Below are 26,005 nucleotides of genomic sequence, written 5' to 3' on the forward strand. Positions count from 1 at the left end.
CCCAGCCTATCGAGCCCGCTCACAGCCAGCCGTTGCGCTTCAGCGTGCGGTGGATGCCGAGACACAGCACGGCCGTGACGCCCATGATCACCGGGTAGCCGTACTTCCAGTGCAGCTCCGGCATGTACTTGAAGTTCATGCCGTACACGCCGCACACCATCGTCGGTACGGCGATGATCGCGGCCCACGCGGTGATCTTCCGCATGTCCTCGTTCTGGGCGACGGACGCCTGGGCGAGGTTGGCCTGGAGGATGGAGTTGAGGAGTTCGTCGAAGCCCACGACCTGCTCCTGCACTCGGGCGAGGTGGTCGGCGACGTCGCGGAAGTACTTCTGGATGTCCGGGTCGATCAGCCGCATCGGCCGCTCGCTGAGCAGCTGCATCGGCCGCAGCAGCGGGGCCACCGCGCGCTTGAACTCCAGTACCTCTCGCTTGAGCTGGTAGATCCGCGCCGAGTCCACACCGCGCGAGACGCCGCCCTTGCGGCCGGGGGAGAAGACCTCGATCTCCACCTCGTCGATGTCGTCCTGCACGGCGTCGGCCACCGCGATGTAGCCGTCCACGACATGGTCGGCGATGGCGTGCAGCACCGCCGAGGGGCCTTTGTCGAGCAGCTCGGGGTCGGCCTCCAGCCGGTGGCGCAGCGCCCGCAGCGAACCCTGGCCGCCGTGCCTGACGGTGATGAAGAAGTCCCGGCCGGTGAAGCACATGACCTCACCCGTCTCGACGACCTCGCTGGTGGCGGTGAGCCGGTCGTGCTCGACGTAGTGGATGGTCTTGAAGACGGTGAAGAGCGAGTCGTCGTACCGCTCCAGCTTCGGCCGCTGGTGGGCCTGCACCGCGTCCTCGACGGCCAGCGGGTGCAGTCCGAACTCGCCCGCGATGTCGGCGAATTCCTCCTCCGTCGGCTCGTGCAGCCCCATCCACACGAACCCGCCGTCGCGGCGCACCAGACGCATCGCCTCCTGCGGGGTCAGCGGCTTGCCGGTCTCCAGGCGCGTGCCGTCGCGGTAGACGGCGCAGTCGACGACGGCGGAGGGCGTCGCGGGGTCGCGCGTGGTGTCGTACGGCTGCGGAGTGCTCGTCTCCTTGCGCAGGGACGGGCGGGACGACGGGCGGACCACGGCGCGCAGGTCGCGGATCATCGACATGGGCAGGCTCCTTCGCGGGCGGGCAGCGAAGTGACGCGGCGACGGTTGGAACTACCCGGAATGGGGACGTCCTGACCACAGATGTTTGGCACGTCCACAAAGCGGGGAGCACCGCACCGTCGCGGTGGCGACTTCGCTGCTGATGCAGAACTGATTCAGATCAGACAGATCAGGCAAAGCGAAAAGAAGTGCTCTTCCGAACGACGACGCGAAGGTGAAGGCGGCAGCCGGCCAGGAACCAGATTCAGCAACCGGAAGAGCGAGTGGTACTGCACGGTCGACTTCGATCCATGACAGCCCCACCTCCTCCGGCCGGTCCCTCGTAAGGGAGTCTCATCGGCGTCGGGACTCGATAGCATCGCTTCGGCGTGCTGCCCCGAACCACCGGCTCAGCGTAGCAGCAGCCCGAAGTGTCAAGGTGCCGCTTTGCCTGTCACTGACGAGTTCTATGCTCGCCGCATGGTTGATGTTCTCCCTCTGGTCGAGGCACGGTTGAACACCGCGCTGGGCGAGCCGGACGCGCGCGCCGCGGTCACCTTCCTCGGCACGGACCGCATCGAGGTGCTCCGCTTCCAGGGCAGCGACCCGGAGGGAGCCGTGGTCCGTTACGCCACGCTCGGGATGTCCGCGCAGCCCATGGCGGACCCCACGGCGATGCTCGCCGACCCCGTCGAAGGCCCCCGCGCCGAGCTGGTCCTCTCCGTCCGCGCCGGCCGTGCCGACACCGACAAGGTGCTCCGCCCGCTCGCGGTGCTCGCCGCGTCCCCGCAGGTGGAGGGTGTGGTGGTGGCGCCCGGCGCTTCCCTGGACGTGGGTGAGCCGCTGTGGCCCGGCGCCCCCTTCACCTCGGTCCTGGTGGGCGAGCCCGGCGGACTCGTCGAGGACCTGGAACTCGACGACCCGATGGACCCCGTGCGGTTCCTGCCGCTGCTGCCGATGACCCCGAACGAGGCCGCCTGGAAGCGGGTGCACGGTGCGCAGGCCCTCCAGGAGCGCTGGCTCGCGAACGGCACGGACCTGAGGGACCCCGCCCGTGGGTCCGTCCCGCTGGACACCGCCCCCGAGTGATCAAGTTCACCAAGGACCGCTTGTAGGTGGCCAGTTGGCGGAGGTGGTGACGCCGTCCTCGTCGGCGTGCGCCGGTGCCGCCGTCGACGAGCGCGCCGGACAGGGTCGTGCGGGCGATCGCCGCGGCGTGGCCGCCGTGCCCGGGCGCCAGCGCGTCGGCCGCGAGCAGGCACTGATTGATGCAAGGTGCATCTGGTTTCTGGCGGTGCGGGACGGGTGTCCGTTCCGTCCGGACGGGTGATCGTCCTTGACGTGGCGCGGCAGGGGTAGGACCGTGGAGCCCTATGAGGGGCGAACCCAGTTGCCCGAAGTGTGGTGGCCGGGTCCGGGCTCCCGGCCTTTTCGCCGATTCGTGGCAGTGTGATGCGCACGGGGCGGTGTATCCGCTGCAGCCCGTGATCCCGCCCAGCGTCGAGGCCCTGACCGTCGTCGTGCAGCGCACCCAGGTCCCGGTGTGGATGCCGTGGCCGCTGCCGGTCGGATGGCTGTTCACGGGCGTGACCTACGCCGGGGACGACCGGGGCGGAGGCCGTGCGACCGCCGTCGCCTGCTCCGGCCCCGGCCCGCTCGGCGGTCCTGGCGAGCTGATCCTGGTCGCCGAGGAGCTGGGCGTCGGCCTCGGTGCGCGGTACGCGGGCATCGACGGCCCGGACCCGGGGCCGTACCTGAACGTCGAGAAACCACCCCAGGCCAAGGTTCTGGCCGCCGGCCGGCCGACCCCGCTGTGGCACGTCTCCGGAACCTCGGGCGACCGCGCGGTCTTCGCCGGTGAGGCGCTCGGGATGTGGCTGTGGGCGGTGACGTGGCCCGAACAGTCGGGGCTGCTGATGTACGACGAGCTGGTGCTGACGGATCTGCGGGACGCGGGGGCGGAGATCGATCTGGTGCCGTGCGGGGCGTTGTCGCCGCGCTTGCTTCAGCCGTAGGGCGGGGGTGTGGGGCGTCGGCCGGTTGCCGGGTGCGGGTTGGTGGGGGCTGGGCGCGCAGTTCCCCGCGCCCCTTGGGTGGGTGGGGTCGAGGGTGTCTTGGAGGTGCGGGTTGGCTGGGGCTGGGCGCGCAGTTCCCCGCGCCCCTTGGGTGGGTGGGGTCGAGGGTGTCTTGGAGGTGCGGGTTGGCTGGGGCTGGGCGCGCAGTTCCTCGCGCCCCTGGGTGGGTGGGGGTGAGGGTGCTTTGGGGGTGTGGGTTGTAGGGGGTGCTTTGGGCGTTCGGGTGTGACAGGTCAGGCTTCTCTGCCGTTATGCTGGAGCGTCCACCCCTCTCCCGTCACCGCCTGGAGTACGCGTCGTGCGCATCGACCTGCACTGCCACTCCACGGCCTCCGACGGTACGGACACCCCCGCCGAGCTGGTGCGCAACGCCGCCGCTGCCGGACTGGACGTCGTCGCGCTGACCGATCACGACACCACCCGGGGTCATGCCGAGGCGATCGCCGCGCTGCCCGAGGGGCTCACGCTGGTGCCCGGGGCCGAACTGTCCTGTCGGGTCGACGGCGTGTCCATGCACCTGCTGGCCTACCTCTTCGACCCCGAGGAACCCGCGCTGCTCGCGGAGCGTGAGCTGGTCCGGGACGACCGGGTGCCGCGCGCGCGAGCCATGGTCGGCAAGCTGAACGCGCTGGGCGTGCCCGTCACCTGGGAACAGGTCGAGCGGATCGCCGCCGGCGGGTCCGTGGGGCGGCCGCACGTCGCCTCCGCGCTGGTCGAGCTGGGTGTCGTACCGACGGTGAGTGACGCCTTTACGAAGGAGTGGCTGGCCGACGGCGGCCGGGCCTTCGTGGAGAAGCACGAGACCGACCCCTTCGAGGCGATCCGGCTGGTCAAGAACGCGGGCGGGGTGGCCGTCTTCGCGCACCCGGCCGCCACCAAGCGCGGGCGCACCGTCCCGGAGTCCACGATCGCCGAGCTGGCCGCGGCCGGCCTGGACGGCATCGAGGTCGACCACCTGGACCACGACGCCGACGCCCGGGCCCGACTGCGCGCTCTCGCGAAGGAGCTGGGGCTGCTGGTCACGGGGTCCTCGGACTACCACGGCAGCCGCAAGACCGTCTCGCTCGGCGAATGCACGACCGACCCCGACGTCTACGGGGAGATCATCCGACGGGCCACCGGCGCGTTCCCGGTCCCCGGCACCGGCGGAATCTGAGGCTCGGGCCGGCCGCCGCGACGGGTTCGCCCGTCCGGTCCCCTCCCGCTGCTCCCCTCCCGCTGTTCTTCTCTCGTCTCGCTCGTCTCTGTTTCTCTCATCCGCACTGTCCGCCGTGCCCGTGCTCAGGCCCGTGTCCGCGGCGGTGGCTCCATCATGCAAGGCTCACCATGTTCGACGTCGCCGTCTTCGGCTCCCTGTTCCTGACCCTTTTCGTCATCATGGATCCCCCTGGGATCACCCCGATCTTCCTCGCCCTGACCGCCGGACGGCCGGCGAAGGTGCAGAAGCGGATGGCCTTCCAGGCCGTCTGCGTCGCGGGCGGCGTGATCGCCGTCTTCGGCCTCCTCGGCCACCAGATCCTCGACTACCTGCACGTGTCCATCCCCGCGCTGATGATCTCGGGTGGACTGCTGCTCCTGCTGATCGCGCTCGACCTGCTCACCGGCAAGACGGACGAGCCGAAGCAGACCAAGGACGTGAACGTCGCCCTCGTGCCCCTGGGCATGCCGCTGCTGGCGGGCCCCGGTGCCATCGTGTCCGTCATCCTGGCCGTGCAGAAGGCCGACAGTGTCGCCACGCAGGTGTCGGTGTGGTCCGCGATCGTCGCGGTCCACATCGTGCTGTGGGTGACCATGCGCTACTCGCTGCTGATCATCCGGGTCATCAAGGACGGCGGCGTGGTCCTCGTGACGCGGCTCGCGGGCATGATGCTGTCCGCCATCGCGGTGCAGCAGATCATCAGCGGTGTCGTGCAGGTGGTCAAGGCTTCCTGAACCGCTCGTACGGCAGCCCCCGTACGCGCAGAGCCCCTGTACGGCAGCTGCCGTACAGGGGCTCTGAAGCTTCTGCGGTGATCCGCGCGTGTTACGAAGCCGTGGTCCCGGCCGGGCGGATCCACAAGCGCTGCCCGATGGCGGCGGCCTGCTGAACGATCCGATTGACGGAGGCGGCGTCTACGACGGTGCTGTCCACGGTGGAGCCGTCGACCTCGTCGAGTCGCATGATTTCGAAGCGCATGGGCTTCTCCCTTCGTCTGGTCATCCTCCTGCGGAGAACTACTGGTGTGAGACGTGGTGTCTCGTACCTGTTCAACGGCTTGCATGTGTCAAACATTCCCTACGCTAAGGAAATTTTTCGAAGGACTAATTACTGACTGGTAAGCGGCGTCCGCTGGACGGACCGGGACCAGTTGTGTTCGCAGCGTGACCGCCGGGACAATGGAGACGATGAACGACGACCTGGCGGCCTTGGGCGCCCGCATCGACCACACCAACGAGCTGCTCCTGCGCATGCTCGCCGAAGTGGCGAAGACCCCCTCCACCCACGCGATCTTCGTCGACGCGGGATACCTGTACGCGGCCGCCGGCCGGCTCGTCGCCGGGACGGAGGACCGCCGCGCCTTCGACCTCGACGCCGAGGGCCTGATCGACGCGCTCATCGACAAGGCCCGCTCGATCTTCGCGGACAGCCGTCTGCTGCGCGTCTACTGGTACGACGGCGCCCGCCGCCGTATCCACACCGCCGAGCAGCAGACGATCGCCGAGCTGCCGGACGTCAAGGTGCGGCTCGGCAACCTCAACGCCAACAACCAGCAGAAGGGCGTCGACTCCCTCATCCGCACGGATCTGGAGTCCCTTGCCCGCCACCGCGCCATCAGCGACGCGGCGCTCCTCGGCGGCGACGAGGACCTGGTGTCGGCGGTCGAGGCGGCCCAGGGCTACGGCGCCCGTGTCCACCTGTGGGGCATCGAGGCGCCCGAGGGCCGCAACCAGGCCGAGCCGCTGCTCTGGGAGGTCGACAGCCAGCGCACCTTCGACCTGGAGTTCTTCAAGCCGTACGTCTCCCGGCGCACCGCCGCCACCTACGACGCGACCGCGGGCAACCGGCCCACCCGCGAGGCCGTCCGCTTCGTCGGCGCCCAGATCGCGGCGAAGTGGCTGGCCGCCCGGGGCCGCGACTCACTGAGCGAGCTCCTCCCCGGCCACCCGTACCTTCCCGGATCCGTCGACCAGGACCTCCTCGTCGAGGCCGAGGGGCTGCTCCAGTACTCCCTGCGCGGCCAGGCCGATCTGCGTCGCGCCCTGCGGGACGGGTTCTGGGAGCATCTGCAGACGCAGTACTGACGAGGCCGGAGCGCGCCGGTTCCGGGCGGGGTCAGTCCTCGGCCGTCTCGTCCCAGAAGTCCGCGAGCGCGCGGGCCGTCTCGGCGGGGCGGTCGGTGTTGGGGGAGTGTTCGGCACCCTCGACGACCGTCCGGCGGGCCCGCAGCCGTGCGGCCATCTCGTCGAGCAGGGGCAGCGGCCAGGTGTCGTCCAGCGCGCCCGACAGGACATGGAACGGCAGCGGTACGGCGGCCAGTTCGGCGACGCGGTCCGGTTCGGCACACAACTGCCGTCCGGTGGAGATGAGTTGGGCGGGCTTGGTGCCCAGCCAGCGGCGGCGCAGGTCCTCCCGGTTGTCGAGGCCGTCGCCCAGTTCCACGGCGGCCGCCTCCTCGGGCGCGTCCATCGCCCGCATCGCCTCCCACACTTCCGCCATCGTCATCACGGCGAGCGCGTCCCGCAGCAGCTTCACGCGCTCCTGCTGGGAGGGCGCGATGTGGGCGGGTCCGGACGCCATCAACGTCAGCGAGCGGAAGGGCGTGTGGTCCAGGAGTGCGGCCGCGCGCGCGATCTGCCCGCCGAGCGAGTGCCCCAGCAGATGCACGGGCTCACCGAGCGCCGCCACCTGGGCCAGGACGTCCCGCGCCAACTCCTGCTGGGCGTAAGCCGATTCGTCCTCGGCCGGACCGTCGGACTCGTACTGCCCGCGTCCGTCCACGGCCACGGTCCGGTACCCGCGCTCGGCCAACGGCACGTGCAGCGGATTGAAGTCCTCCTTGCTCCCCGTGAACCCCGGCACCAGCAGCGCGACACCCCGGGGCACCACCCCGTCGGCCACGGGTGCGTCGACGACGGCGAACTCCCCGCGTGCCGTCCGCAAGGAGTAGGCGCGGGCACCGGGCGGCGGGGTGAAGGTGGCAGGGCTGCTCATGGGGAGAGGTTAGCGGGCGGCGTACGGGCCGGCGCGGGCCGCCGGACCTGGCCCGTACTGAGCCGGACCTGCCCACACTGCGCTGCCGCCCCGTGCGCGCTGCCGCCCCGTGCTGCGCCGTCCCCGTACTACGCCGTCCCTGTACTACGCCGACGGCCCGGCCCCCGTCAGGGGACCGGGCCGTCGGCCGGGCGATGCGCGGCCGCCCGCTGTCGCGGGCAGGCGCGGATCAGGCCTCGGTGGCCTCGGCGGCAGCCGCCGCCTTGCGCGTGCGCCGGGCCTTGGGCTTGGCCTCGGCCTCGGGGGCCTCGGTCGTGGCGGCCGCGGCCTTGCGGGTACGGCGCGGCTTGACCTCAGGCTCCGCGGTCGCCTGCGCCGGAATCTCCGGAGCGGCGGCCGTGGCAACGGCCTTGCGGGTCCGTCGTGCCTTCGGCGCGGCAGCCTCCGCCCCGTCGACCGTCTCCACCGTGGTGGTGGCGGCCTTGCGGGTACGGCGCGGCTTGACCTCGGTCTCGGCCTCAGGGGCCTCCACCGTGGTGGCGGCGGCCTTGCGGGTGCGGCGCGGCTTGGCTTCCGTGCCCTCGGCGGTGTCGACGGCGGCTTCGGCGGTGACAGCGGCCTTCCGCGTGCGGCGCGGCTTGACCTCGGCCTCGGCCTCGGGGGCCTCCACCGTGGTGGCGGCCGTCTTCCGCGTGCGGCGCGGCTTGACCTCGGCCTCGGCCTCGGGGGCCTCCACCGTGGTGGCGGCCGTCTTGCGGGTGCGGCGCGGCTTGGCCTCGGTCTCCGTCTCGACCGTCTCCACCGTGGTGGCGGCGGCCTTGCGGGTGCGGCGCGGCTTGGCTTCCGTGCCCTCGGCGGTGTCGACGGCGGCTTCGGCGGCGACAGCGGCCTTCCGCGTGCGACGCGGCTTGACCTCGGCCTCGGCCACGGGGGCCTCGGTCGTGGCGGCGGCGGCCGTCTTGCGGGTGCGGCGCGGCTTGGTCTCCGTGCCCTCGACCGTGTCCACGGCGGCCTCGGCGGTGGCAGCGGCCTTCCGCGTGCGACGCGGCTTGACCTCGGTCTCCGTCTCGACCGTCTCGGCCGTCTCGGCCGTCTCCACCGTGGTGGCGGCGGCCTTGCGGGTGCGGCGCGGCTTGGTCGCCGGGGCGACCTCCTGCGCGGTCTCGACCGGCGCGACTGCCGCTTCGGCGGCCGGCGCGGCCGGCTCGACCGTGTTGCGGGTGCGGCGCGACTTGGCCTCGGCAGCCTCACTGGCCTTCGTGGCCTCCGCGGCCTTCGTGGCCTCGGCGGCCGCGAGTGCGGCGGCGGCGGCCTCGGCCGCGGCGCGCTCCGGGGTCTGGAACCTCGGCGCGGTGAACACCGGGGCCCGGAACGTCTGCGCCGGCCTGGCCTCGGCGGACTGCGCCGCCTTGCGGGCGCGACGACGGCGCGGCTGCTCCGGGGTCTCCACGGCGGCCGGCCGCTGCGCCTTGGCCACGGCGGCCTCGGGGGCCGAGGCCGTGGTCGCGGCGGCGGTGTTCACCGTCTCCGAGGCTCCGGCGCGCATGCGGCGACGGCGGCGCGGGGTGCGGGTCGCCCGGGACTCGTCGACGGTGCCGGTCTCGGCGGCCGGCGCCGAGACGGTCGTAGCAGTCGTAGCAGTCGTGGCGGTCGTGGCGGTCGCGGCGGCGGAGGTCTCGACGGGGGAACCCTCCTCCGTGCTGCCGTTACGGGTGCGGCGGCGACGGCGCGGGGTGCGGTCCGGACGCTCGCGCTCGGCCGGCGCGGCCTCCGCGGGGCCACCGCGGCCGTTGCGACCGCCGCGCGCACCGCGGCCACCGGTCTCGCCCAGGTCCTCCAGCGCCTCGGCCTCGAGCCCGGCGCGGGTCCGCTCCGAGCGCGGCAGTATGCCCTTGGTGCCCGCGGGGATCGACAGGTCGGAGAACAGGTGCGGGGAGCTCGAGTACGTCTCCACCGGCTCGGCGAAGCCCAGCTCCAGCGCCTTGTTGATGAGCTGCCAGCGCGGGATGTCGTCCCAGTCGACGAACGTGATCGCCGTACCCTTGGCGCCCGCGCGGCCCGTACGGCCGACGCGGTGCAGGAACGTCTTCTCGTCCTCGGGGGTCTGGTAGTTGATGACGTGGGTGACGCCCTCGACATCGATGCCGCGCGCGGCGACGTCGGTGCAGACGAGGACGTCGACCTTGCCGTTGCGGAAGGCGCGCAGCGCCTGCTCGCGGGCGCCCTGGCCGAGGTCGCCGTGGACCGCGCCGGAGGCGAAGCCGCGGCGCTGGAGCTGCTCGGCGATGTCGGCGGCCGTGCGCTTGGTGCGGCAGAAGACCATCGCCAGCCCGCGGCCGTCGGCCTGCAGGATGCGGGCGACCATCTCCGGCTTGTCCATGTTGTGCGCGCGGTAGACGAACTGCTTGGTGTTGGCGACCGTCGCGCCCGAGTCGTCCGGCGACGTGGCGCGGATGTGCGTGGGCCGGTTCATGTAGCGGCGCGCGAGGCCGATGACCGCGCCCGGCATGGTGGCCGAGAACAGCATGGTCTGGCGCTTGGCCGGCAGCATGCCGATGATCTTCTCGACGTCGGGCAGGAAGCCCAGGTCGAGCATCTCGTCGGCCTCGTCGAGGACCAGGCACTTGACGTGGCTGAGGTCCAGCTTCTTCTGGCCCGCGAGGTCCAGCAGGCGGCCCGGGGTGCCGACGATCACGTCGACGCCCTTGTTGAGCATCTCGACCTGGGGCTCGTAGGCGCGGCCGCCGTAGATCGCCGCCACGCGCACGTTACGGACCTTGCCGGCCGTCAGCAGGTCGTTCGTGACCTGCTGGCACAGCTCGCGCGTGGGTACGACGACGAGCGCCTGCGGGGCGCTGGTGAGAGCCTCGGGGGCGGCGCGCCCGGCCTCCACGTCGGCGGCGACGGTGACGCGCTCCAGGATCGGCAGGCCGAAGCCCAGCGTCTTGCCCGTGCCGGTCTTGGCCTGGCCGATGACGTCCGAGCCCGAAAGGGCGACGGGGAGTGTCATCTCCTGGATGGGGAAGGGGTTGATGATGCCGACGGCCTCCAGGGCCTCGGCGGTCTCGGGAAGGATTCCGAGTTCACGAAACGTCGTAGTCAGGGTCATGCCTCTTCTGTGTGCGCGGCGCGAGGCGAGCGCGGGGGCCATGTCTGACCATGCCGGGGACGTCGGCCGTCGTACGGCCGGACCACTCGGGCAAGCCGTATGACACGGGACCTCTGCTCACGCTCTAGCGCTCGTACCGCTGAGGGTGTCCCTCCGGTCGTCGTACGTGCGGTGCAGTACGGCCACGGAGAGCTGTCGGGTCGGAGCCGATCGGGCCACCGACCGGGCATCCTCATGCGTGCGGCCTGGAGGAAAGCGTCAAACGTCAAACACCGTCGACGCACCCAGCAGGCGCATTACCACCATACCCCGGATTCACGCACACGTGATGGCCGAATTGGTCACGTAGTCGTCGTCACAGTCGCTTCCGTCGCCGCCACAGTGCTCCACCAGGAGCTTCCGGGGTGCGGCGAGCGGGCTATTGTGCGCCTCATGACTAGCTCTGACAAGCCTGAGAACGCGTCCGCCGCCTCCGCCGAACCCACCGGTGTCGCCGCCCAGGACTGGGCTACCGCCGCCGCGGACCCGCAGTACCGTGCCGCGGTCGTGGACCTGCTCGGCGCGCTCGCGTACGGCGAGATGGCGGCGTTCGAGCGGCTCGCGGAGGACGCGAAGCTGGCGCCGACCCTCGCGGACAAGGCGGAGCTGGCGAAGATGGCCTCGGCGGAGTTCCACCACTTCGAGCGGCTGCGGGACCGGCTGACCGAGATCGGCGCGGAGCCGACGGCGGCGATGGAGCCGTTCGTCGCCGCCCTGGACGGCTTCCACAAGCAGACCGCGCCCTCGGACTGGCTGGAGGGCCTGGTCAAGGCCTACGTCGGCGACTCGATCGCGAGCGACTTCTACCGGGAGGTCGCGGCCCGCCTCGACTCCGACACGCGTGAACTCGTCCTCGCGGTCCTCGACGACACCGGGCACGCCGGCTTCGCGGTGGAGAAGGTGCGCGCCGCGATCGACGCCGACCCGCGCGTGGGCGGCCGGCTGGCGCTGTGGGCGCGGCGGCTGATGGGGGAGGCGCTGTCGCAGTCCCAGCGGGTGGTCGCCGAGCGCGACGCGCTCTCGACGATGCTGGTGGGAGGCCTGGCCGACGGGTTCGACCTCGCCGAGGTCGGCAGGATGTTCTCGCGGATCACCGAGGCGCACACCAAGCGGATGGCCGCGCTGGGCCTGGCCGCGTAGCGCTTCGCGAGGGAGTCGCGGGGCGGCCCCGCCCTGCCCCGCCTCCGCTCTCCGCTGCCTACGCCGGGGCTGATCGTCGCAGGCGGCGGGTCGTGGGGCGCAGGAGCAGCGAGAGTGAGGCCGCCGAGACGATCGCGGCGCCCAGGAGACTCGGCAGGGTGCTGCCCGGGCCCAGGGCGGTGTGGGTGACGAAGTCACCGAAGAGTGCTCCGGCGACGCCCGTCGAGAGAACCAGCGGGCGGGCAGGCAGGCGGTGCGAAAGGCGGTGTGCCGCCGCCCAGGCAAGGATCAGGCCGAGCAAGGCGGATCCGAGCGCTTCCAGGATCATGTCGGGGGGTCCCTCCCACGGCGTCCCGTGCTTCACGGTCGTAGCCCGTCATACCCGTGACCTGCGGATTCCAATCCTCCCCTGTGGGCGAGTTGTGCACCTTCTGTGTACACACGTGCGAACGCTCCCCTTCTGTGCACATGCGTACGGGCGCCGGTACGCGGAAGGGCCCGGCGGCACAGTGCCACCGGGCCCTTCCGTCGGTTGCGGCTCAGAGCGTGCCGAAGCCCACCTTGCGGACGGTCGGCTCGCCGATCTCCACGTACGCCAGACGGTCAGCCGGGACCAGGACCTTGCGGCCGCGCTCGTCCTCCAGGCTCAGCAGAGCCGACTTACCGGCCAGCGCCTCGGCCACCACGCGCTCGATGTCCTCGACGCTCTGACCGCTCTCCAGAACGATCTCGCGGGGCGCGTGCTGCACGCCGATCTTGACCTCCACGGCTATGTCCCTCCGACGGCCAGTGATGTGCGCGATCTTCCGCGCCGTACGCTGCACACATTAGCCCGGTGAGGGGACGTACACGCTGTGGGCCGGAACGCCAACAGCGAACACCCCGCGGGAACAGATGTCCCGCGGGGTGTGAGGGGGCGTCAGCGGTGGCCGCCGGGCGCGCTCGCGACCGGTCGCCGTCAGTGGTGTTCGTTGCCGTGCAGCGGGAACCCGGCGATGCCCCGCCAGGCGAGCGAGGTCAGCAGCTGCACCGCCTGGTCGCGCGGCACGCTGCGGTCGCTGTGCAGCCAGGAACGCGCCACCACCTGGGCGAGACCACCGAGGCCGGAGGCGAGCAGGATCGACTCCGCGCGCGAGAGGCCGGTGTCCTCGGCGATGACCTCGCAGATCGCCGCCGCGCACTCGTTGGTGACCTTGTCGACGCGTTCGCGCACTGCGGGCTCGTTCGTCAGGTCCGACTCGAAGACCAGCCGGAAGGCGCCGCCGTCGTCCTCGACGTACGCGAAGTAGGCGTCCATGGTCGCCCGGACGCGCTGCTTGTTGTCGGTCGTCGAGGCGAGCGCGGCGCGCACGGACTGGATCAGCGACTCGCAGTGCTGGTCCAGCAGGGCGAGATACAGGTCGAGTTTTCCGGGGAAGTGCTGGTAGAGCACCGGCTTGCTGACGCCGGCCCGCTCGGCGATGTCGTCCATCGCGGCCGCGTGGTAGCCCTGTGCGACGAAGACCTCCTGGGCGGCGCCCAGGAGCTGGTTCCGTCGGGCTCGGCGCGGCAGACGTGTGCCGCGCGGGCGTGCTGCCTCAGTTTGCTCGATGGCTGTCACGCCGCCTCCCAATGTCGTCCACATGCGGTGTCGGCCGCGCGGCCATCGTACTTTTCGGTAACCCAGGTGTGCGCGGTGCGAGCGCAGAATTTCACGTCCCGGGCGGTGACGAAAGCCGTGCGGCGTGCCGCGCCGTGGCGGCGGGTGCCACAAGGTCATGCCTGGTCAGCGGTAGTCGTCCTCATCGTGTGAGACGACGCGCGCCTGTTCGATGAGATCGGCTTCGCTTCCGCTGCCCGGATCGACTCCGGTCAGAGGGTCGTCGCGCTCCGACGTGACCTCGGCGTGCTGTTCGACGGCGTCGCCCTCGGGGGCCTCGACGTCGATCTCCGTGAGATCGGCCTCCAGGTCCTCGATGGCGTCGGGCTCGATGGGGTCATAGGCCATGGCGGGCTCCCTTCCTACGAACGTCCCCGAAAGCAGCAGGGGGCCACATACGGGTGCCCTGTGTATGAGCCTAGGAGACACCTGATCCCGACGCCATGCCATCGGCGCGCGTCCGCTGTACGGTGTGGCCGCGCTGTCCCCGCGCGGCCGGTTTCAAACCCTGTCGCGCCTGTTGTGACCGCCGCCACATGAACCACGGTGTGATCGTCTCGTAACATTGCCGCATGTCTTCGACCGAGTCGCCGTCCGTGCCGGCCGCCAGCGTGCTCCCGAGGGTGGCACCCGTCAGGGTGGGCGAAGGTGAGCGACTGCGGTCGGTGGGACTGCCCGGCGTCACCCTGTCGGTCCGTTCCCGCCGGCACACGCGCGCGGGACTCCCGTCCGCTCTGTACGTGCACGGGCTCGGCGGCTCCTCGCAGAACTGGTCGGCGCTGATGGCCGAGCTGGACGGGGTCGTCGACAGCGAGGCGGTCGACCTGCCGGGTTTCGGTGACTCCCCGCCGCCGGACGACGGGGACTACTCCGTCACCGGACACGCGCGCGCGGTCATCCGTTACCTCGACGCCTCCGGCCGCGGCCCGGTCCACCTTTTCGGCAACTCGCTCGGCGGCGCCGTCGCCACGCGCGTGGCCGCCGTACGCCCCGACCTCGTCCGCACCCTCGCGCTGGTCTCGCCCGCGCTGCCGGAGCTGCGGATCCAGCGGAGCGCGGCGCCGACCGGCCTGCTGGGCGTGCCCGGTGTGGCCCTGCTCTTCAACCGCCTCACCAGGGAGTGGACGGCCGAGCAGCGGGTGCACGGCGTTCTGGGGCTCTGCTACGGCGACCCCGGGCGCGTCACGCCCGAGGCGTTCCGGTACGCCGTGGAGGAGCTGGAGCGGCGGCTGCAACTGCCGTACTTCTGGGACGCGATGGCGCGCTCCGCGCGCGGGATCGTCAACGCCTACACCCTGGGCGGCCAGCAGGGGCTGTGGCGCCAGGCCGAGCGCGTCCTCGCCCCGACGCTGCTCGTCTACGGCGGCCGCGACCAGCTGGTCGGCTTCCGCATGGCCGCCAAGGCCGCCCGCTCCTTCCGCGACTCCCGTCTGCTGTCCCTGCCGGACGCCGGGCACGTCGCGATGATGGAGTACCCGGAGGTGGTGGCCACGGCGTTCCGCGAACTCCTCGCGGAACGGGGCCGGCCGGCCCCCGAGGGCACGGACTTCCGCGCGCCGGGCTCCGGTGCGGACATGACTGCCGGGGACGACGTTCCCGTCACGGGCGCGGGGAGCTGACGACACAGGTGGGACGCCACAGCCGCCGGGGACGGGCCCCCAAGGGCGAGACCGCGGACATCGCGGACATAGCGAGCACGAATCCGGCCGCCCGGCCGGACACACGGAACGCCGGCGGCTTCCCCTCGCCCGCGACCCCGCCGGACTCCGGGACGGCCGGCCGGCGGCAGGTGCCGCAGGCGACGGGCGGCGGAGCGGGAGCGGGCCGCGGGGTCGGCGCGCAGCGCGCCGCGCAGGGGGTGCCCCCGCGCGCGGACGGCACGCCCGCGGGTGGTGTGCCGCGGCTGCCCGACGGCACCCCCGCGCACGGTTTCCCGCGGGTCGGGGACGGCGCCGCTCGTGGCGGGCATCCCGAACAGCGTGAACGAGGCGGCGGCTGGGGCCGGTTCACCGGCGCGGGCGGCGCCACGGGAACCGACGCCGCTCCGGGCCGGGCGTCCGGTGCGGGCGGCGCGTTTCCGCGGCAGCGGCAGGCCGGATCCGAGGGGGCGGCGGCCGGCGGAGCCGGACCCCGGCAGGAGTACCTCGACGCCTTCCAGGCCGACGACGGCCTCTCCGGGGGCCGTCCGGGTGCCGGTCAGGGCGGCCGTCGTGGCGCCGCCGAGGTGTGGGAGCCGTACGACAACGGTGTCCGCCCGGCGGACGCGACGGCCCCTGGCCGCGGCGACGGCGGCGTGTCCCCGGCCGAGGTGCCCGCACAGCGCAACGGCGGCAAGGGGCGGGCCTTCGCGGGTATCGCGGCGGCCGCGGTGACGACCGTGCTCGCGGTCGTGGCCGTGGGGCACGTCGCGGGGCGGGACACGGGCGGCGACGGGAGTACGCAGTCCGCGGCCGACGGTCAGGCGCGGGGCGCGCGGACCGCCGGGCAGGCGGCCCCGTCCGCCGCGCCGAGCGCGGTCACGCTGACCTACGACCAGAAGATGGGCATCAAGTACCCGCTCGGCGCCACGTTGAAGGGCTCGGGGAAGTTCGACGCCGTTCCCGGCTTCGACAAGGCGCCCGGCAAGGGCCGGAAGTACACCTACCGCGTGGACGTCGAGCGGGGACTCGGCCTGGACGGCGCCCTGTTCGCCGAGGCCGTGCAGAAGACGCTCAACGACGAGCGCAGTTGGGCCCATGGAGACGCCCGCAGCTTCGAGCGTGTCTCCTCCGGCAAGCCCGACTTCGTGATCACGCTCGCCAGTCCCGGCACCACCGCCGAGTGGTGCGCCAAGTCCGGCCTGGACACCACGGAGGACAACGTCTCCTGCGACTCCGCGGCCACGGAGCGCGTGATGATCAACGCCTACCGGTGGGCACAGGGCAGCAAGACATACGGGGACAAAATCCACCCTTACCGGCAGATGCTCATCAATCACGAGGTCGGTCACCGCCTCGGTCACGGCCATGTGACGTGCCAGAAGGACGGCGAACTCGCGCCGGTCATGCAGCAGCAGACCAAGTTCCTCGACCACGACGGAATCCACTGCCTGCCCAACCCCTGGCCCTATCCGGCCAGTTGACGGGTGCCACTCATGTCACATTGACATGAGTCGAAGGTTCGTTCATATTTTTGCGCATGTGGTCCCGTCACGCCCTCTCTCGCAGCGCCGCCATCGAGCTGGCGCTGATCGGCGTGACCGCGCTCTGCGTGGCCGACATCCACTGTCGCTGACGCCGCCTCCTGGCGTTCGCGTCGCGACTTGTTTCCTTCTGCTGCGTCCGTGACCCGGTCGCGGATACTTCGACGACCCGACGCCGGGACCGACGTCTGTTCACAGCCGTCTCATTCCTCGTTCACTTGTCTCAGTACTTGAGAGGTCGTCATTCCGATGCGTCAATCGTCCGTCATAGCGCGCCGCGTGGCAGCGGCATCCGTCAGCCTGGTTGTGGCGGCGGGCGCCGCCGCCTGCGGCCCGAAGGACAACGATGCCAAGGGCTCCGGTGGCGACTCCACGCCGCACAAGGGCGGCACGCTCGCGGTGCTGAACGCGCAGCCGCAGCAGGACTTCGACCCCGCCCGCCTCTACACCTCCGGCGGCGGCAACGTCCCCTCGCTCGTCTTCCGCACCCTCACCACGCGCAACCGCGAGAACGGTGCCGCCGGCGCCAAGGTGGTCCCGGACCTCGCCACCGACACCGGACGTCCCAACAAGGACGCGACCGTGTGGACGTACACCCTGAAGCAGGGCCTCAAGTACGAGGACGGCACGCCGATCACCTCGGCCGACATCAAGTACGGCATCGAGCGCTCCTTCGCCCCCGAACTCTCCGGCGGCGCCCCCTACCTGCGCGACTGGCTGGTCGGCGCGGCCGACTACCAGGGCCCCTACAAGGACAAGAAGGGCCTTGCGGCGATCGAGACGCCGGACGCGCGGACCATCGTCTTCCATCTGGACAAGCCCGAGGGCGAGTTCCCGTTCCTCGCCACCCAGACGCAGTTCACCCCGGTGCCCAAGGCCAAGGACAAGGGCACCAAGTACGAGGACCACCCGGTCTCCTCCGGCCCCTACAAGGTCGTCAGGAACGAGAACGACGGCGAGCACATCGTCCTCGCGCGCAACACGTTCTGGTCCGGCGACGACGAGCGCAAGGCCTACCCGGACACCATCGACGTCCGCTCCGGCCTCGACTCCTCCGTGATCAACCAGCGGCTGTCCGCGTCCCAGGGAGCGGACGCCGCCGCGGTCACCACGGACACCAACCTCGGCCCGGCCGAACTCGCCAGGGTCACCGGCGACAAGGATCTCGCCGCGCGCGTGGACACCGGCCACTTCGGCTACACGAACTACATCGGCTTCAACCCCAAGGTGAAGCCGTTCGACGACCCCAAGGTGCGGCAGGCGATCTCGTACGCGATCGACCGCTCCTCGGTCGTCAACGCGGCCGGCGGTTCGGCGCTCGCCGAGCCCGCCACCACCTTCCTGCCCGACCAGAAGTCCTTCGGCTACACGCCGTACGACCTCTTCCCCGCGGGCAAGGGCGGCAACGCGGCCAAGGCCAAGGAGCTGCTGAAGGAGGCGGGTCACAAGAACGGGCTCACCGTGACCCTCACCCACTCCAACAGCAAGGACTTCGAGACCAGCCCGGAGATCGCCACCGCGCTCCAGGACGCGCTCAAGAAGGCCGGCATCACGGTCAAGCTCCAGGGCCTGGAGGACAACGACTACCGGGACAAGATCCACAGTGTGAAGACCGAGCCCGGCTTCTTCCTCGCCCACTGGGGTGCCGACTGGCCCTCCGGCGGCCCCTTCCTCGCCCCGATCTTCGACGGCCGCCAGATCGTCAAGGACGGCGCGAACTTCAACACGGGCCTGCTGGACGACAAGTCGGTCAACGACGAGATCGACGCGATCAACAAGTTGACCGACCTCGACGCCGCCGCGAAGCGGTGGGGCGCGCTGGACAAGAAGATCGGCGAGCAGGCCCTCGTCGTGCCGCTGTTCCACCCCGTCTACAAGCGCCTGTACGGCAAGGACGTCAAGAACATCGTCATCAGCGACTGGACCGGCGTCCTGGACATCTCCCAGGTCGCGGTGAAGTAGCACCGTGAGCGAGGCACTTGCCGCCGTCGAGGCCGCCGGGGCGGAGACTTCCGCCCCGGCGGCCTCGGGGGCCCGTCAGTTCTGGCGGCGGCTGCGCACGCACCGCGCCGCCCTGGTCGCCGCAGCCGTCGTCGCGCTGCTCGTCCTGGCCGCACTCGCCGCGCCGCTGCTCACGGCGATCGAGGGCCAGGACCCGACCACGTACCACCCCTCCCTGATCGACTCCGCGCGCGGAGGCGTGCCCATGGGCTCCTTCGGAGGCATGAGCGCCGACCACTGGCTGGGCGTCGAACCGCAGACCGGCCGCGACCTGTTCGCGCGCCTGCTCTACGGGGCGCGGGTGTCGCTGGGCGTGGCCCTGGCGGCCACCCTGATCCAGATCGCCATCGGTCTCGTGGTCGGCATGGCCTCCGCCCTCGGCAACCGATGGGTTGATCAACTGTTGAGCCGGGCCACGGACATCATCGTCGCCCTGCCCCTGATGATCATGTCGCTGGCGCTGCTGGCGATCGTCCCGTCCAGCTTCCCCCGGCCCGTCCTGGTCACCCTCGTCATCGGCCTGATCGCCTGGGGCAACATCGCGAAGATCGTGCGCGCGCAGACCCTCGCCCTCAAGGGGCTGGACTACGTCTCCGCCGCCCGGCTCAGCGGCTGGGGCACCTGGCGCATCGCCCGCCGCGAACTGCTGCCCGGACTCGCCGCGCCCGTCATCACCTACGCCGCGCTGCTGGTGCCCGTCAACATCTCCACCGAGGCGGCCCTGTCCTTCCTCGGCGTCGGCGTGAAGCCGCCGACGCCCTCCTGGGGACAGATGCTCACCGCGGCCGACGTCTGGTACCAGGCGGCCCCGCAGTACCTGCTGCTGCCCGCCGGCGCCCTGTTCGTCACCGTCCTCGCCCTCACCGTCCTCGGCGACGGCGTGCGCACCGCCCTCGACCCGCGCGCTGCCTCCCGCCTGCGCGTCGGCACCGGCCGCAAGAACGAGGCGGACCACGCCGGTGCCGGGAAGGAGGAGACCTCATGAGCGGCTTCGGCGGCTTCCTGCTGCGCCGCACCCTGGGCGCGCTGGTCACCCTGCTCGCCATCTCGGTGCTCGTCTACGTCGTCTTCTACGCCACCCCCGGCAACGTCGCCCAGATCACCTGCGGTCCGCGCTGCTCCCCGGAACAGGTGCACCAGGTCGCCCAGCAGCTCAAGCTCGGCGACCCGCTCTACCTGCGCTACTGGCACTTCCTGGAGGGCATCCTCGCCGGCCAGGACTACTCCACGGGCACCTCGGTCGCGCACTGCCCGGCCCCGTGCCTCGGGCTGTCGTACCAGAGCGACCAGCAGGTCATGGACATCATCCTGACCAAGCTGCCGGTCAGCCTCTCGCTGGTCCTCGGCGCCATGGTGCTGTGGCTCGTCCTCGGCGTCGGCACCGGCGTGCTGTCCGCGTGGCGGCGCGGCCGCCTCTCCGAGCGCGTGCTGACCGTCGTCACGCTCGCCGGCTGGGCCACGCCCGTCTTCGTGCTCGGACTGGTCCTCATGATCGTCGTCTGCGGCGAACTCCAGCTGCTGCCCTTCCCCGAGTACGTGGACTTCGGCGACGACCCCGAACAGTGGGCGTGGAACCTGCTGCTGCCCTGGCTGTCGCTCGCCCTCATCGAGGCCGCCGCGTTCGCCCGGCTCACCCGCTCGGCGATGCTGGAGACGCTCGCCGAGGACCACATCCGCACCTTCCGCGCCTACGGCGTCTCCGAGCGCCGAATCGTCGGCCGGCACGCCCTGCGCGGCGCGCTCGCGCCCGTCATCGCGCTCAACGCCAACAACGTCGGCTCGGCCGTCGGCGGCGCGGTCCTCACCGAGACCCTGTTCGGCCTGCCCGGCATCGGCCAGGAGCTGGTGCACGCGGTGAAGGTCGTCGACCTGCCCGTCGTCGTCGGCATGGTGCTGGTCGTCGGCTTCTTCGTGGTCATCGCCAACGCCGTCGCGGACGTCCTGTACGCCGTGGCCGACCGACGGGTGGTACTCGCATGAGCCTGGTCGAAGTCAAGGACCTCACCGTCGAGTTCGGCTCCCTGCGGGCCGTGGACGGTCTCTCCTTCCGCCTGGAGGAGGGCGCGGCCCTCGCCCTCGTCGGCGAGTCCGGCTCCGGCAAGTCCACGGTCGCGGGCGCCCTGCTGGGCCTGCACCGGGGCACCGGGGCACGGGTCGGCGGCTCCGTCCGGGTCGCCGGCACCGATGTACGGCAGGCCCCGGACGAGGAGCTGCGGCGGCTGCGCGGCGCCAAGGCGGCCATGGTCTTCCAGGACCCGCTGTCCTCGCTCGACCCGTACTACGCGATCGGCGACCAGATCGCCGAGGTGTACCGCGTCCACACGCGCGCGTCGCGGCGCGCGGCACGCGCGCGTGCCGTGGACGTCCTGGAGCGCGTCGGCATCCCGGACGCGGTACGGCGCTCCCGTTCCCGCCCGCACGAGTTCAGCGGCGGCATGCGCCAGCGCGCCCTCATCGCCATGGCCCTCGCCTGCGAGCCGGAGCTGCTGATCGCCGACGAGCCGACCACCGCCCTCGACGTCACCGTGCAGGCCCAGATCCTCGACCTGCTGCACACGCTGCGCGAGGAGACCGGCATGGGCCTGCTGCTCGTCACCCACGACGTCGGCGTCGCCGCCGAGAGCGTCGACGACGTGCTGGTCATGCGGCACGGCCGCGCGGTCGAACACGGGCCCGTGGGCGACGTCCTGGGGGCACCCCGCGAGGAGTACACCCGCGCGCTCCTGGCCGCCGTACCGCGCGTCGACGCGGTACGGCCCGCGCCGGCGGGGACGTCCGGTGCGGGTTCTGCCGAGGTGTCGTCCGGTGAGACGTCCGGTGTGTCGTCTGGCGAGGCCCTCGCCGAGCGGTCCGACGAGTCGTCGGGCAGGGCGTCCGGCGAGGTGTCCGGCGAGGTCGTCCTGGAGGCGACCGGGCTGCGGCGCGAGTTCGGGCGTGGCAGACGGGCCTTCACGGCCGTGGACGACATCTCCCTGGCCATCCACCGGGGCGAGACCCTGGGGATCGTGGGGGAGAGCGGCAGCGGCAAGACGACGCTGGGCCGCATGCTCGTCGGGCTGCTGGAGCCGACCGCCGGCGCCATCCGCTACGAGGGGCGCCCGCACGACGGCGTGAACCCGGCCGTGCAGATGGTCTTCCAGGACCCCGCCTCCTCTCTCAACCCCCGCCGCAGCGTGGGCGAGTCCATCGCCGACCCGCTCCGCGCGCGCGGGGACCGCGACGAGGGGCGCGTCCGCGCGCGCGTGACGGAACTGCTGGAGCGCGTGGGACTCGAAGCGGCCCACTACGACCGCTACCCGCACGAGTTCAGCGGCGGCCAGCGTCAGCGTGTGGGCATCGCGCGGGCGCTCGCCGCCGACCCGCGCGTCATCGTCTGCGACGAGCCGGTCTCCGCGCTCGACGTCACCACGCAGGCGCAGGTCGTCGCCCTGCTCGGCGAACTGCGGCGGGAACTCGGCCTCGCGCTCGTGTTCATCGCGCACGACCTCGCCGTGGTCCGCCAGGTCAGCGACCGGGTCGTGGTCATGCGCCACGGCCGGGTCGTCGAGTCCGGTCCCGCCGACGAGGTGTACGACGCCCCGCGCGACCCCTACACCCGTCAACTCCTGGCCGCCGTACCGGCCCTGGACCCGGAGCTGGCCGCCGCGCGGCGCGCGGCACGGCGCGAGCCGGTCACCGTGTGAGGTGACGTAACGTTTCGCATGCACGCGATCACCGTGTGATCTCTTAGCGCGACGGAACGCGACCCGCACGCGAAAGTTACGACCGTTCACCCCTTTTGGTGGTGCGGCGGACAACCGTCCGCCGCACCACCGCCTTGTCCGCATACGTTCGTCCCGCTGCGAGCCGCCGGGACGGAGGCGGCTCCCACTCATGGGAGATCGGGGGTGCACGCGTGCGCATCGGACTGCTTACGGAGGGTGGCTATCCGTATGTGAACGGTGACGCCGGACCCTGGTGCGACCGGCTCGTGCGCGGGCTCGGGCAGCACGAGTTCGACGTCTACGCGCTCAGCCGCGGACGGCAGCAGGAGGACGGCGGTCGGGTTCCGCTCCCGCCGCAGGTCAGCCGCGTGCGTACGGCTCCGCTGTGGACGGCGCGGGACGACGGGGTCACCTACGGACGGCGCGCGCGCCGGCGCTTCGGCGAGGCTTACGGGGAACTGCTGGCCACGGTGTGCGCGGGGGCCGGTGCGGGCTCGGGTTCGGGCGCAGGGGTTGGCGCCGGGTCCGGTGCGGGGGCCGATGTCCTGGCCGGGTCCGGGGCGGATTCCGATGTCGATTCCGGTACCGGTGTCGGCTCCGTCGATCTGGCGGACCGTTTCGGCAACGCTCTGTACGGGCTTGCCGAACTCGCCCGTGACAAAGGCGGACTGGTCGGCGCGCTCCGCTCCGACACCGCCGTACGCATCCTGGAGCGGGCCTGCCGCGCCCCCGGCGCGCTGCACACGGCGCGCGAGGCGCGCGTACCCGACCTGCTGACCTTCACCGCACACCTCGAACGCGCCCTGCGCCCCCTCTCGCTGGACTGGTACGGCGACGACGCCCTCGGCGCGGCCGACCTCTGCCACGCCGCCTCCGGCGGCCTCGCGGCACTGCCCGGACTGCTCGCCCGGCACCTGAACGGCGTGCCCCTGCTGGTCACCGAGTACGGCGTGCAGCTGCGCTCCCACTACCTGACCCTCGGCCCCGACGCGGCCGCCCCCGCCGTACGGGCGCTGCTCGCCGCCTTCCACGGCCGGCTGGCCACCGAGATCTACCGCCGTTCCGAGATCCTCACCCCGGGCAACGCGCACGCCCGTCGCTGGCAGGAACACTGCGGCGCCGAGCGCGCCCGGATCCGTACCGTCCCCCCGGGCATGGAGGCGTCCCGCTTCGCCGAGGTCGGCGAGTCCCCCGACCGCGCCGACCCGGACACGCTCGTCTGGGTCGGGCGCGTCGAACCCGGCAAGGACCTGGTCTCGCTGCTGCACGCGTTCGCCGAGGTCCGCAAGGAGGAGCCCGGGGCCCGCCTGCGCATCGTCGGCGTACCCGTGGACGCCGAGGGCGAGTCGTACCTGGGGCACTGCCGGGCGCTCGCCGCCCAGCTCTTCCCGGACGAGGCCGAGGGCGTGCACGCGGTCGGCTGCAATCCCGTCTCCTTCGAGGAGGTCGGCGGCCCCGAGGCGCCGACCCTTGCCGACGCGTACGCCGCCGGTGCCGTCGTCGCCCTCTCCAGCGTCGTCGAGGGCTTCCCGGTCAGCCTGGTCGAGGCCATGTTCTGCGGCCGCGCCACCGTCTCCACGGACGTCGGAGCGGTGGTCGAGGTCATCGGCGGGACGGGTCTCGTCGTACCCCCGCGCAATCCGCGGGCGCTCGCCGAGGCGTGCGTGTCGCTGTTGCGCGACCCCGAGCGCCGCGAGCGGCTCGGCGCCGCCGCACGCGCCCGCGCACTCGAACTGTTCACCGTCGAGCAGAACATCAAGGCATTTCACGGCATTTACCTGGAGATCGTCTCACGCTGCCCGGTCCGCCGCGTCGCCCTCGACGCGGCCGGCGACCCGCGCCCGTTCGCCGCTCCGGCCGAGACCCACGTCCCGGGCCGCTGGCACGGCCTCACGGCCCGCGTACTGCCCCCTGGCATCGCGCCGAGCTGGGCGGCGGGCGGTCCGGTCCGCGCGACATCCGCGACCGTCGCAGTGACGGCTCCAGTGACGGCTCCGGCGGCGCCGGAGGGGGCGCTGTGAGCGGGGACACGGAGAACGGTTCCTTCAGAGGCGAGGGGGGCGTCGTGAGCGGCGGGGACGGCCGGGACGGCGAGTCCGGCGAGGCCGGAAGGGACGGCGGGGGCGTCGTGAGCGGGTTGAGCGAACTGGACTGGACGTTCGCCGGGTTGGGCGGCGAGGGGGTCTCGCCCGCAGAGCCGTCCGACGGTGCCGCTCGCCCGGCGGTGTCCTCGGTGTCCTCGGTGTCCTCGGTGTCCGTGTCTTCGACCCCGTCGGCCCCGCCGACCTTGCCGGAACCTTCGACACCTCTGGCACCTTCGGCCCCCTCGGCACCTGGGCGCGCCGGAGGAGACGCCGGGCCGGACAGGGGCCGTAGGACCGCCCCCCGGCGCGGTGCCGCCGACCCCGTGAAGACCCTGCTGCACCGGCACCGTGAACTGTGCGAGCGGGCGGTGGACCCGCTGGAGATCGCCGCGGGGCTGGAGGCGCACGGGGTCACCGACCGGACCGCCGCCCGCTTCCGCCACCGCGACGTCTTCTCACTGGCCGAGGAGTTGTACGCGCGCGTGCCCCGCGACGGGGAACCGCACGCCCAGGACGAGCCCGCGCGCGGACCCCGCGTCCGTACCGACTGGGTCCTGCTCACCCTCCTGCCCGGCGCGCTCGGCGTGGCCGCGGTGACCGGGCTGCGCCTCACCCACGGCCAGGCCCGGCCGCTGGTGGCCCTCGCCGGACTCCTCGCGGTCGGGCTCGCCGTCCGCGCGGCCCTGCGCCACGGCCCCCTCGCCACCCGGCCCGGCCCGGTACCGGGGCAGACCACGTCCGGCACGCGCGCGTGGACCCTCTGGCTGCTCTCCTACGCGCTCCTGGGTGACGGACTCCTGGACGCCGTCGTGTCGGGCGGCCCCGACGCCCTGCCCACCGGTGCCCCGGACGGCGCCTGGCCCGTGGCCACAGCGCCCGCCCTGGCCCTCGCCCTGGCCTGCGCCCCGGCCGCCTGGTGCGCCCATCTCCTCACCGCCGGCGCCCGCCGCAGGCTCGCCGGGAGCCGCGGCCTGGAGGACTTCACGTCAGCCGTGCGCCCGTTGCTCCTCGCCGTCGTCGCCCTGTACCTCTGCGCGCTCACCGGCCTGCTCGCCCTGTGCGCCGCCGCGCTGGACGAGGACCCCGCCTACCCGCAGACCCTCACCCTCGGCACCCTGCTCCTGCTCGCCCGTCTCCTCACCGTGCACCACCACCGCCACGCCCCCGCCCTCGTGCTCGGCGCGGCGGGCGCCGCCCTGGTGGCGTGTCCCGCGCTGGTCCTGGCCGGCCGACTGCCCGGCTGCGCCTTCCTCGCGCTTCCCGCGCAGCCGCTGGTGGACACCTGGGGCGCGGCCGCTGCCCCGGCGCTCGCCTGCGGCACCGCGGCCCTGACCCTGCTGGTCCACGCGTTGCGCACCCTCACGCGGGCCTCGGCCCACGCGTCCACGGGAGCACCCGAGTGAACCTTCCGCCACCGGCCCCGCCCGTGCCCGCCGGCCACCGCCCCGTGCGTGTGACGGCACGCGGCGGTGGCCACCCGCCTCCGGCGCACGCCGGAGGCGACCGCACCATCCCTTTGAAGGAGAAGATCCAGATGACCACCTCCCGACACGGAGCCTCCAGCGCTCCCGGAGCGCCCAGAGTGGCCGGCGCGCACGGTGCGCCCGGCGCGTCCGCAGTGCGCGGAGCGTCCGGTGCGTGCGCAGTGGCCGGTGCGCGCGGAGTGTCCGGCGCGCGCGGCGCGTGCGGAGCCCCGGGAGCCGGCGGAGCCG

Annotated in this window: 23 protein-coding genes; 15 read left to right on the forward strand and 8 right to left on the reverse strand. The window is 72.4% G+C overall.

The genetic code is table 11. The annotated features are described in order from the left end of the window. Window positions 1–19: 19 nt before the first annotated feature. Window positions 20–1,150 (reverse strand): magnesium and cobalt transport protein CorA, encoded by a 1,131-nt coding sequence (locus OIB37_RS24050; protein ID WP_330459677.1) that lies wholly within the window; start codon window positions 1,148–1,150, stop codon window positions 20–22. 459 nt (window positions 1,151–1,609) lie between these two features. Between OIB37_RS24050 and OIB37_RS24055 the strand changes: the two genes are divergently transcribed. The 4 genes from OIB37_RS24055 to OIB37_RS24070 all read left to right on the forward strand — a co-directional run bounded on the left by OIB37_RS24055 (window position 1,610) and on the right by OIB37_RS24070 (window position 5,136). Then, window positions 1,610–2,218 (forward strand): suppressor of fused domain protein, encoded by a 609-nt coding sequence (locus OIB37_RS24055; protein WP_330459678.1) that lies wholly within the window; start codon window positions 1,610–1,612, stop codon window positions 2,216–2,218. Window positions 2,219–2,502: 284 nt separating this feature from the next. Then, the gene (locus OIB37_RS24060) at window positions 2,503–3,144 is read left to right on the forward strand and encodes a DUF6758 family protein (protein WP_330459679.1); all 642 of its coding nucleotides are present in this window, start codon (window positions 2,503–2,505) and stop codon (window positions 3,142–3,144) included. A gap of 358 nt (window positions 3,145–3,502) precedes the next feature. Next, window positions 3,503–4,360, forward strand: coding sequence for a PHP domain-containing protein (locus tag OIB37_RS24065; protein WP_330459680.1), 858 nt, complete (start codon window positions 3,503–3,505; stop codon window positions 4,358–4,360). Window positions 4,361–4,530: 170 nt separating this feature from the next. Beyond that, entirely contained in the window at window positions 4,531–5,136 is a 606-nt protein-coding gene (locus tag OIB37_RS24070; protein WP_330459681.1) for a MarC family protein, read from the forward strand. 91 nt (window positions 5,137–5,227) lie between these two features. On the opposite strand, the gene OIB37_RS24075 is transcribed toward OIB37_RS24070, so the two are convergent. Continuing rightward, complete coding sequence (locus OIB37_RS24075) at window positions 5,228–5,380, reverse strand: hypothetical protein (RefSeq protein WP_330459682.1); 153 nt, start codon at window positions 5,378–5,380, stop codon at window positions 5,228–5,230. A gap of 200 nt (window positions 5,381–5,580) precedes the next feature. On the opposite strand from OIB37_RS24075, the gene OIB37_RS24080 reads away from it, so the two are divergent. Beyond that, complete coding sequence (locus OIB37_RS24080) at window positions 5,581–6,486, forward strand: NYN domain-containing protein (protein WP_330461951.1); 906 nt, start codon at window positions 5,581–5,583, stop codon at window positions 6,484–6,486. 31 nt (window positions 6,487–6,517) lie between these two features. On the opposite strand, the gene OIB37_RS24085 is transcribed toward OIB37_RS24080, so the two are convergent. Beyond that, window positions 6,518–7,396, reverse strand: a complete 879-nt coding sequence (locus tag OIB37_RS24085; protein WP_330459683.1) for an alpha/beta fold hydrolase — start codon at window positions 7,394–7,396, stop codon at window positions 6,518–6,520. Window positions 7,397–7,625: 229 nt separating this feature from the next. Continuing rightward, complete coding sequence (locus OIB37_RS24090; RefSeq protein WP_330461952.1) at window positions 7,626–10,406, reverse strand: DEAD/DEAH box helicase; 2,781 nt, start codon at window positions 10,404–10,406, stop codon at window positions 7,626–7,628. Window positions 10,407–10,937: 531 nt separating this feature from the next. On the opposite strand from OIB37_RS24090, the gene OIB37_RS24095 reads away from it, so the two are divergent. Then, a complete protein-coding gene (locus OIB37_RS24095) occupies window positions 10,938–11,684 on the forward strand; it encodes a ferritin-like fold-containing protein (protein ID WP_330459684.1) in 747 nt (248 codons plus the stop codon). A gap of 58 nt (window positions 11,685–11,742) precedes the next feature. Here the strand turns inward: OIB37_RS24095 and OIB37_RS24100 are convergent, their stop codons facing one another. The 4 genes from OIB37_RS24100 to OIB37_RS24115 form a co-directional block, all read right to left on the reverse strand. After that, the gene (locus OIB37_RS24100; RefSeq protein ID WP_330459685.1) at window positions 11,743–12,012 is read right to left on the reverse strand and encodes a hypothetical protein; all 270 of its coding nucleotides are present in this window, start codon (window positions 12,010–12,012) and stop codon (window positions 11,743–11,745) included. A gap of 211 nt (window positions 12,013–12,223) precedes the next feature. Beyond that, window positions 12,224–12,451: a DUF3107 domain-containing protein gene (locus OIB37_RS24105; protein WP_330459686.1), complete on the reverse strand. Its 228-nt coding sequence runs from the start codon at window positions 12,449–12,451 to the stop codon at window positions 12,224–12,226. A 191-nt stretch (window positions 12,452–12,642) separates the two neighbouring features. Then, window positions 12,643–13,284, reverse strand: coding sequence for a TetR/AcrR family transcriptional regulator (locus OIB37_RS24110; protein WP_330459687.1), 642 nt, complete (start codon window positions 13,282–13,284; stop codon window positions 12,643–12,645). A gap of 165 nt (window positions 13,285–13,449) precedes the next feature. Then, window positions 13,450–13,671, reverse strand: coding sequence for a hypothetical protein (locus OIB37_RS24115; RefSeq protein WP_330459688.1), 222 nt, complete (start codon window positions 13,669–13,671; stop codon window positions 13,450–13,452). A gap of 224 nt (window positions 13,672–13,895) precedes the next feature. On the opposite strand from OIB37_RS24115, the gene OIB37_RS24120 reads away from it, so the two are divergent. The 9 genes from OIB37_RS24120 to OIB37_RS24160 all read left to right on the forward strand — a co-directional run bounded on the left by OIB37_RS24120 (window position 13,896) and on the right by OIB37_RS24160 (window position 25,696). Further along, window positions 13,896–14,942, forward strand: coding sequence for an alpha/beta fold hydrolase (locus tag OIB37_RS24120; RefSeq protein ID WP_330459689.1), 1,047 nt, complete (start codon window positions 13,896–13,898; stop codon window positions 14,940–14,942). An 8-nt stretch (window positions 14,943–14,950) separates the two neighbouring features. Next, a complete protein-coding gene (locus OIB37_RS24125) occupies window positions 14,951–16,444 on the forward strand; it encodes a DUF3152 domain-containing protein (protein ID WP_330459690.1) in 1,494 nt (497 codons plus the stop codon). A 56-nt stretch (window positions 16,445–16,500) separates the two neighbouring features. After that, window positions 16,501–16,596 (forward strand): Ms4533A family Cys-rich leader peptide, encoded by a 96-nt coding sequence (locus OIB37_RS24130; protein ID WP_330459691.1) that lies wholly within the window; start codon window positions 16,501–16,503, stop codon window positions 16,594–16,596. Between the two features lie 157 nt (window positions 16,597–16,753). Beyond that, on the forward strand, window positions 16,754–18,466 hold the full coding sequence (locus OIB37_RS24135) for an ABC transporter substrate-binding protein (protein WP_330459692.1): 1,713 nt from the start codon (window positions 16,754–16,756) through the stop codon (window positions 18,464–18,466). Between the two features lie 4 nt (window positions 18,467–18,470). Further along, entirely contained in the window at window positions 18,471–19,490 is a 1,020-nt protein-coding gene (locus OIB37_RS24140) for an ABC transporter permease (RefSeq protein WP_330459693.1), read from the forward strand. Then, complete coding sequence (locus OIB37_RS24145; RefSeq protein ID WP_330459694.1) at window positions 19,487–20,485, forward strand: ABC transporter permease; 999 nt, start codon at window positions 19,487–19,489, stop codon at window positions 20,483–20,485. The genes OIB37_RS24140 and OIB37_RS24145 overlap by 4 nt, the downstream gene beginning before the upstream one ends. Beyond that, the gene (locus OIB37_RS24150; protein WP_330459695.1) at window positions 20,482–22,188 is read left to right on the forward strand and encodes an ABC transporter ATP-binding protein; all 1,707 of its coding nucleotides are present in this window, start codon (window positions 20,482–20,484) and stop codon (window positions 22,186–22,188) included. Before OIB37_RS24145 ends, OIB37_RS24150 begins: the two co-directional genes overlap by 4 nt. Before the next feature lie 212 nt (window positions 22,189–22,400). Further along, window positions 22,401–24,230, forward strand: coding sequence for a DUF3492 domain-containing protein (locus OIB37_RS24155; protein ID WP_330459696.1), 1,830 nt, complete (start codon window positions 22,401–22,403; stop codon window positions 24,228–24,230). Between the two features lie 386 nt (window positions 24,231–24,616). Further along, the gene (locus tag OIB37_RS24160; protein ID WP_443058194.1) at window positions 24,617–25,696 is read left to right on the forward strand and encodes a hypothetical protein; all 1,080 of its coding nucleotides are present in this window, start codon (window positions 24,617–24,619) and stop codon (window positions 25,694–25,696) included. The last annotated feature ends 309 nt before the right edge of the window (window positions 25,697–26,005 follow it).

Origin of the sequence: Streptomyces sp. NBC_00820, assembly GCF_036347055.1 — a bacterium.
Classification (GTDB): domain Bacteria; phylum Actinomycetota; class Actinomycetes; order Streptomycetales; family Streptomycetaceae; genus Streptomyces.

Coding starts and splice junctions, on each gene's coding strand:
- OIB37_RS24060 (WP_330459679.1), top strand. CDS start 2,503: ATGAGGGGCGAACCCAGTTGCCCGAAGTGTGGTGGCCGGGTCCGGGCT.
- OIB37_RS24145 (WP_330459694.1), top strand. CDS start 19,487: ATGAGCGGCTTCGGCGGCTTCCTGCTGCGCCGCACCCTGGGCGCGCTG.
- OIB37_RS24085 (WP_330459683.1), bottom strand. CDS start 7,396: ATGAGCAGCCCTGCCACCTTCACCCCGCCGCCCGGTGCCCGCGCCTAC.
- OIB37_RS24095 (WP_330459684.1), top strand. CDS start 10,938: ATGACTAGCTCTGACAAGCCTGAGAACGCGTCCGCCGCCTCCGCCGAA.
- OIB37_RS24135 (WP_330459692.1), top strand. CDS start 16,754: ATGCGTCAATCGTCCGTCATAGCGCGCCGCGTGGCAGCGGCATCCGTC.
- OIB37_RS24100 (WP_330459685.1), bottom strand. CDS start 12,012: ATGATCCTGGAAGCGCTCGGATCCGCCTTGCTCGGCCTGATCCTTGCC.
- OIB37_RS24070 (WP_330459681.1), top strand. CDS start 4,531: ATGTTCGACGTCGCCGTCTTCGGCTCCCTGTTCCTGACCCTTTTCGTC.
- OIB37_RS24080 (WP_330461951.1), top strand. CDS start 5,581: ATGGAGACGATGAACGACGACCTGGCGGCCTTGGGCGCCCGCATCGAC.
- OIB37_RS24115 (WP_330459688.1), bottom strand. CDS start 13,671: ATGGCCTATGACCCCATCGAGCCCGACGCCATCGAGGACCTGGAGGCC.
- OIB37_RS24075 (WP_330459682.1), bottom strand. CDS start 5,380: ATGCGCTTCGAAATCATGCGACTCGACGAGGTCGACGGCTCCACCGTG.
- OIB37_RS24055 (WP_330459678.1), top strand. CDS start 1,610: ATGGTTGATGTTCTCCCTCTGGTCGAGGCACGGTTGAACACCGCGCTG.
- OIB37_RS24050 (WP_330459677.1), bottom strand. CDS start 1,150: ATGTCGATGATCCGCGACCTGCGCGCCGTGGTCCGCCCGTCGTCCCGC.
- OIB37_RS24150 (WP_330459695.1), top strand. CDS start 20,482: ATGAGCCTGGTCGAAGTCAAGGACCTCACCGTCGAGTTCGGCTCCCTG.
- OIB37_RS24090 (WP_330461952.1), bottom strand. CDS start 10,406: ATGACACTCCCCGTCGCCCTTTCGGGCTCGGACGTCATCGGCCAGGCC.
- OIB37_RS24120 (WP_330459689.1), top strand. CDS start 13,896: ATGTCTTCGACCGAGTCGCCGTCCGTGCCGGCCGCCAGCGTGCTCCCG.
- OIB37_RS24130 (WP_330459691.1), top strand. CDS start 16,501: ATGTGGTCCCGTCACGCCCTCTCTCGCAGCGCCGCCATCGAGCTGGCG.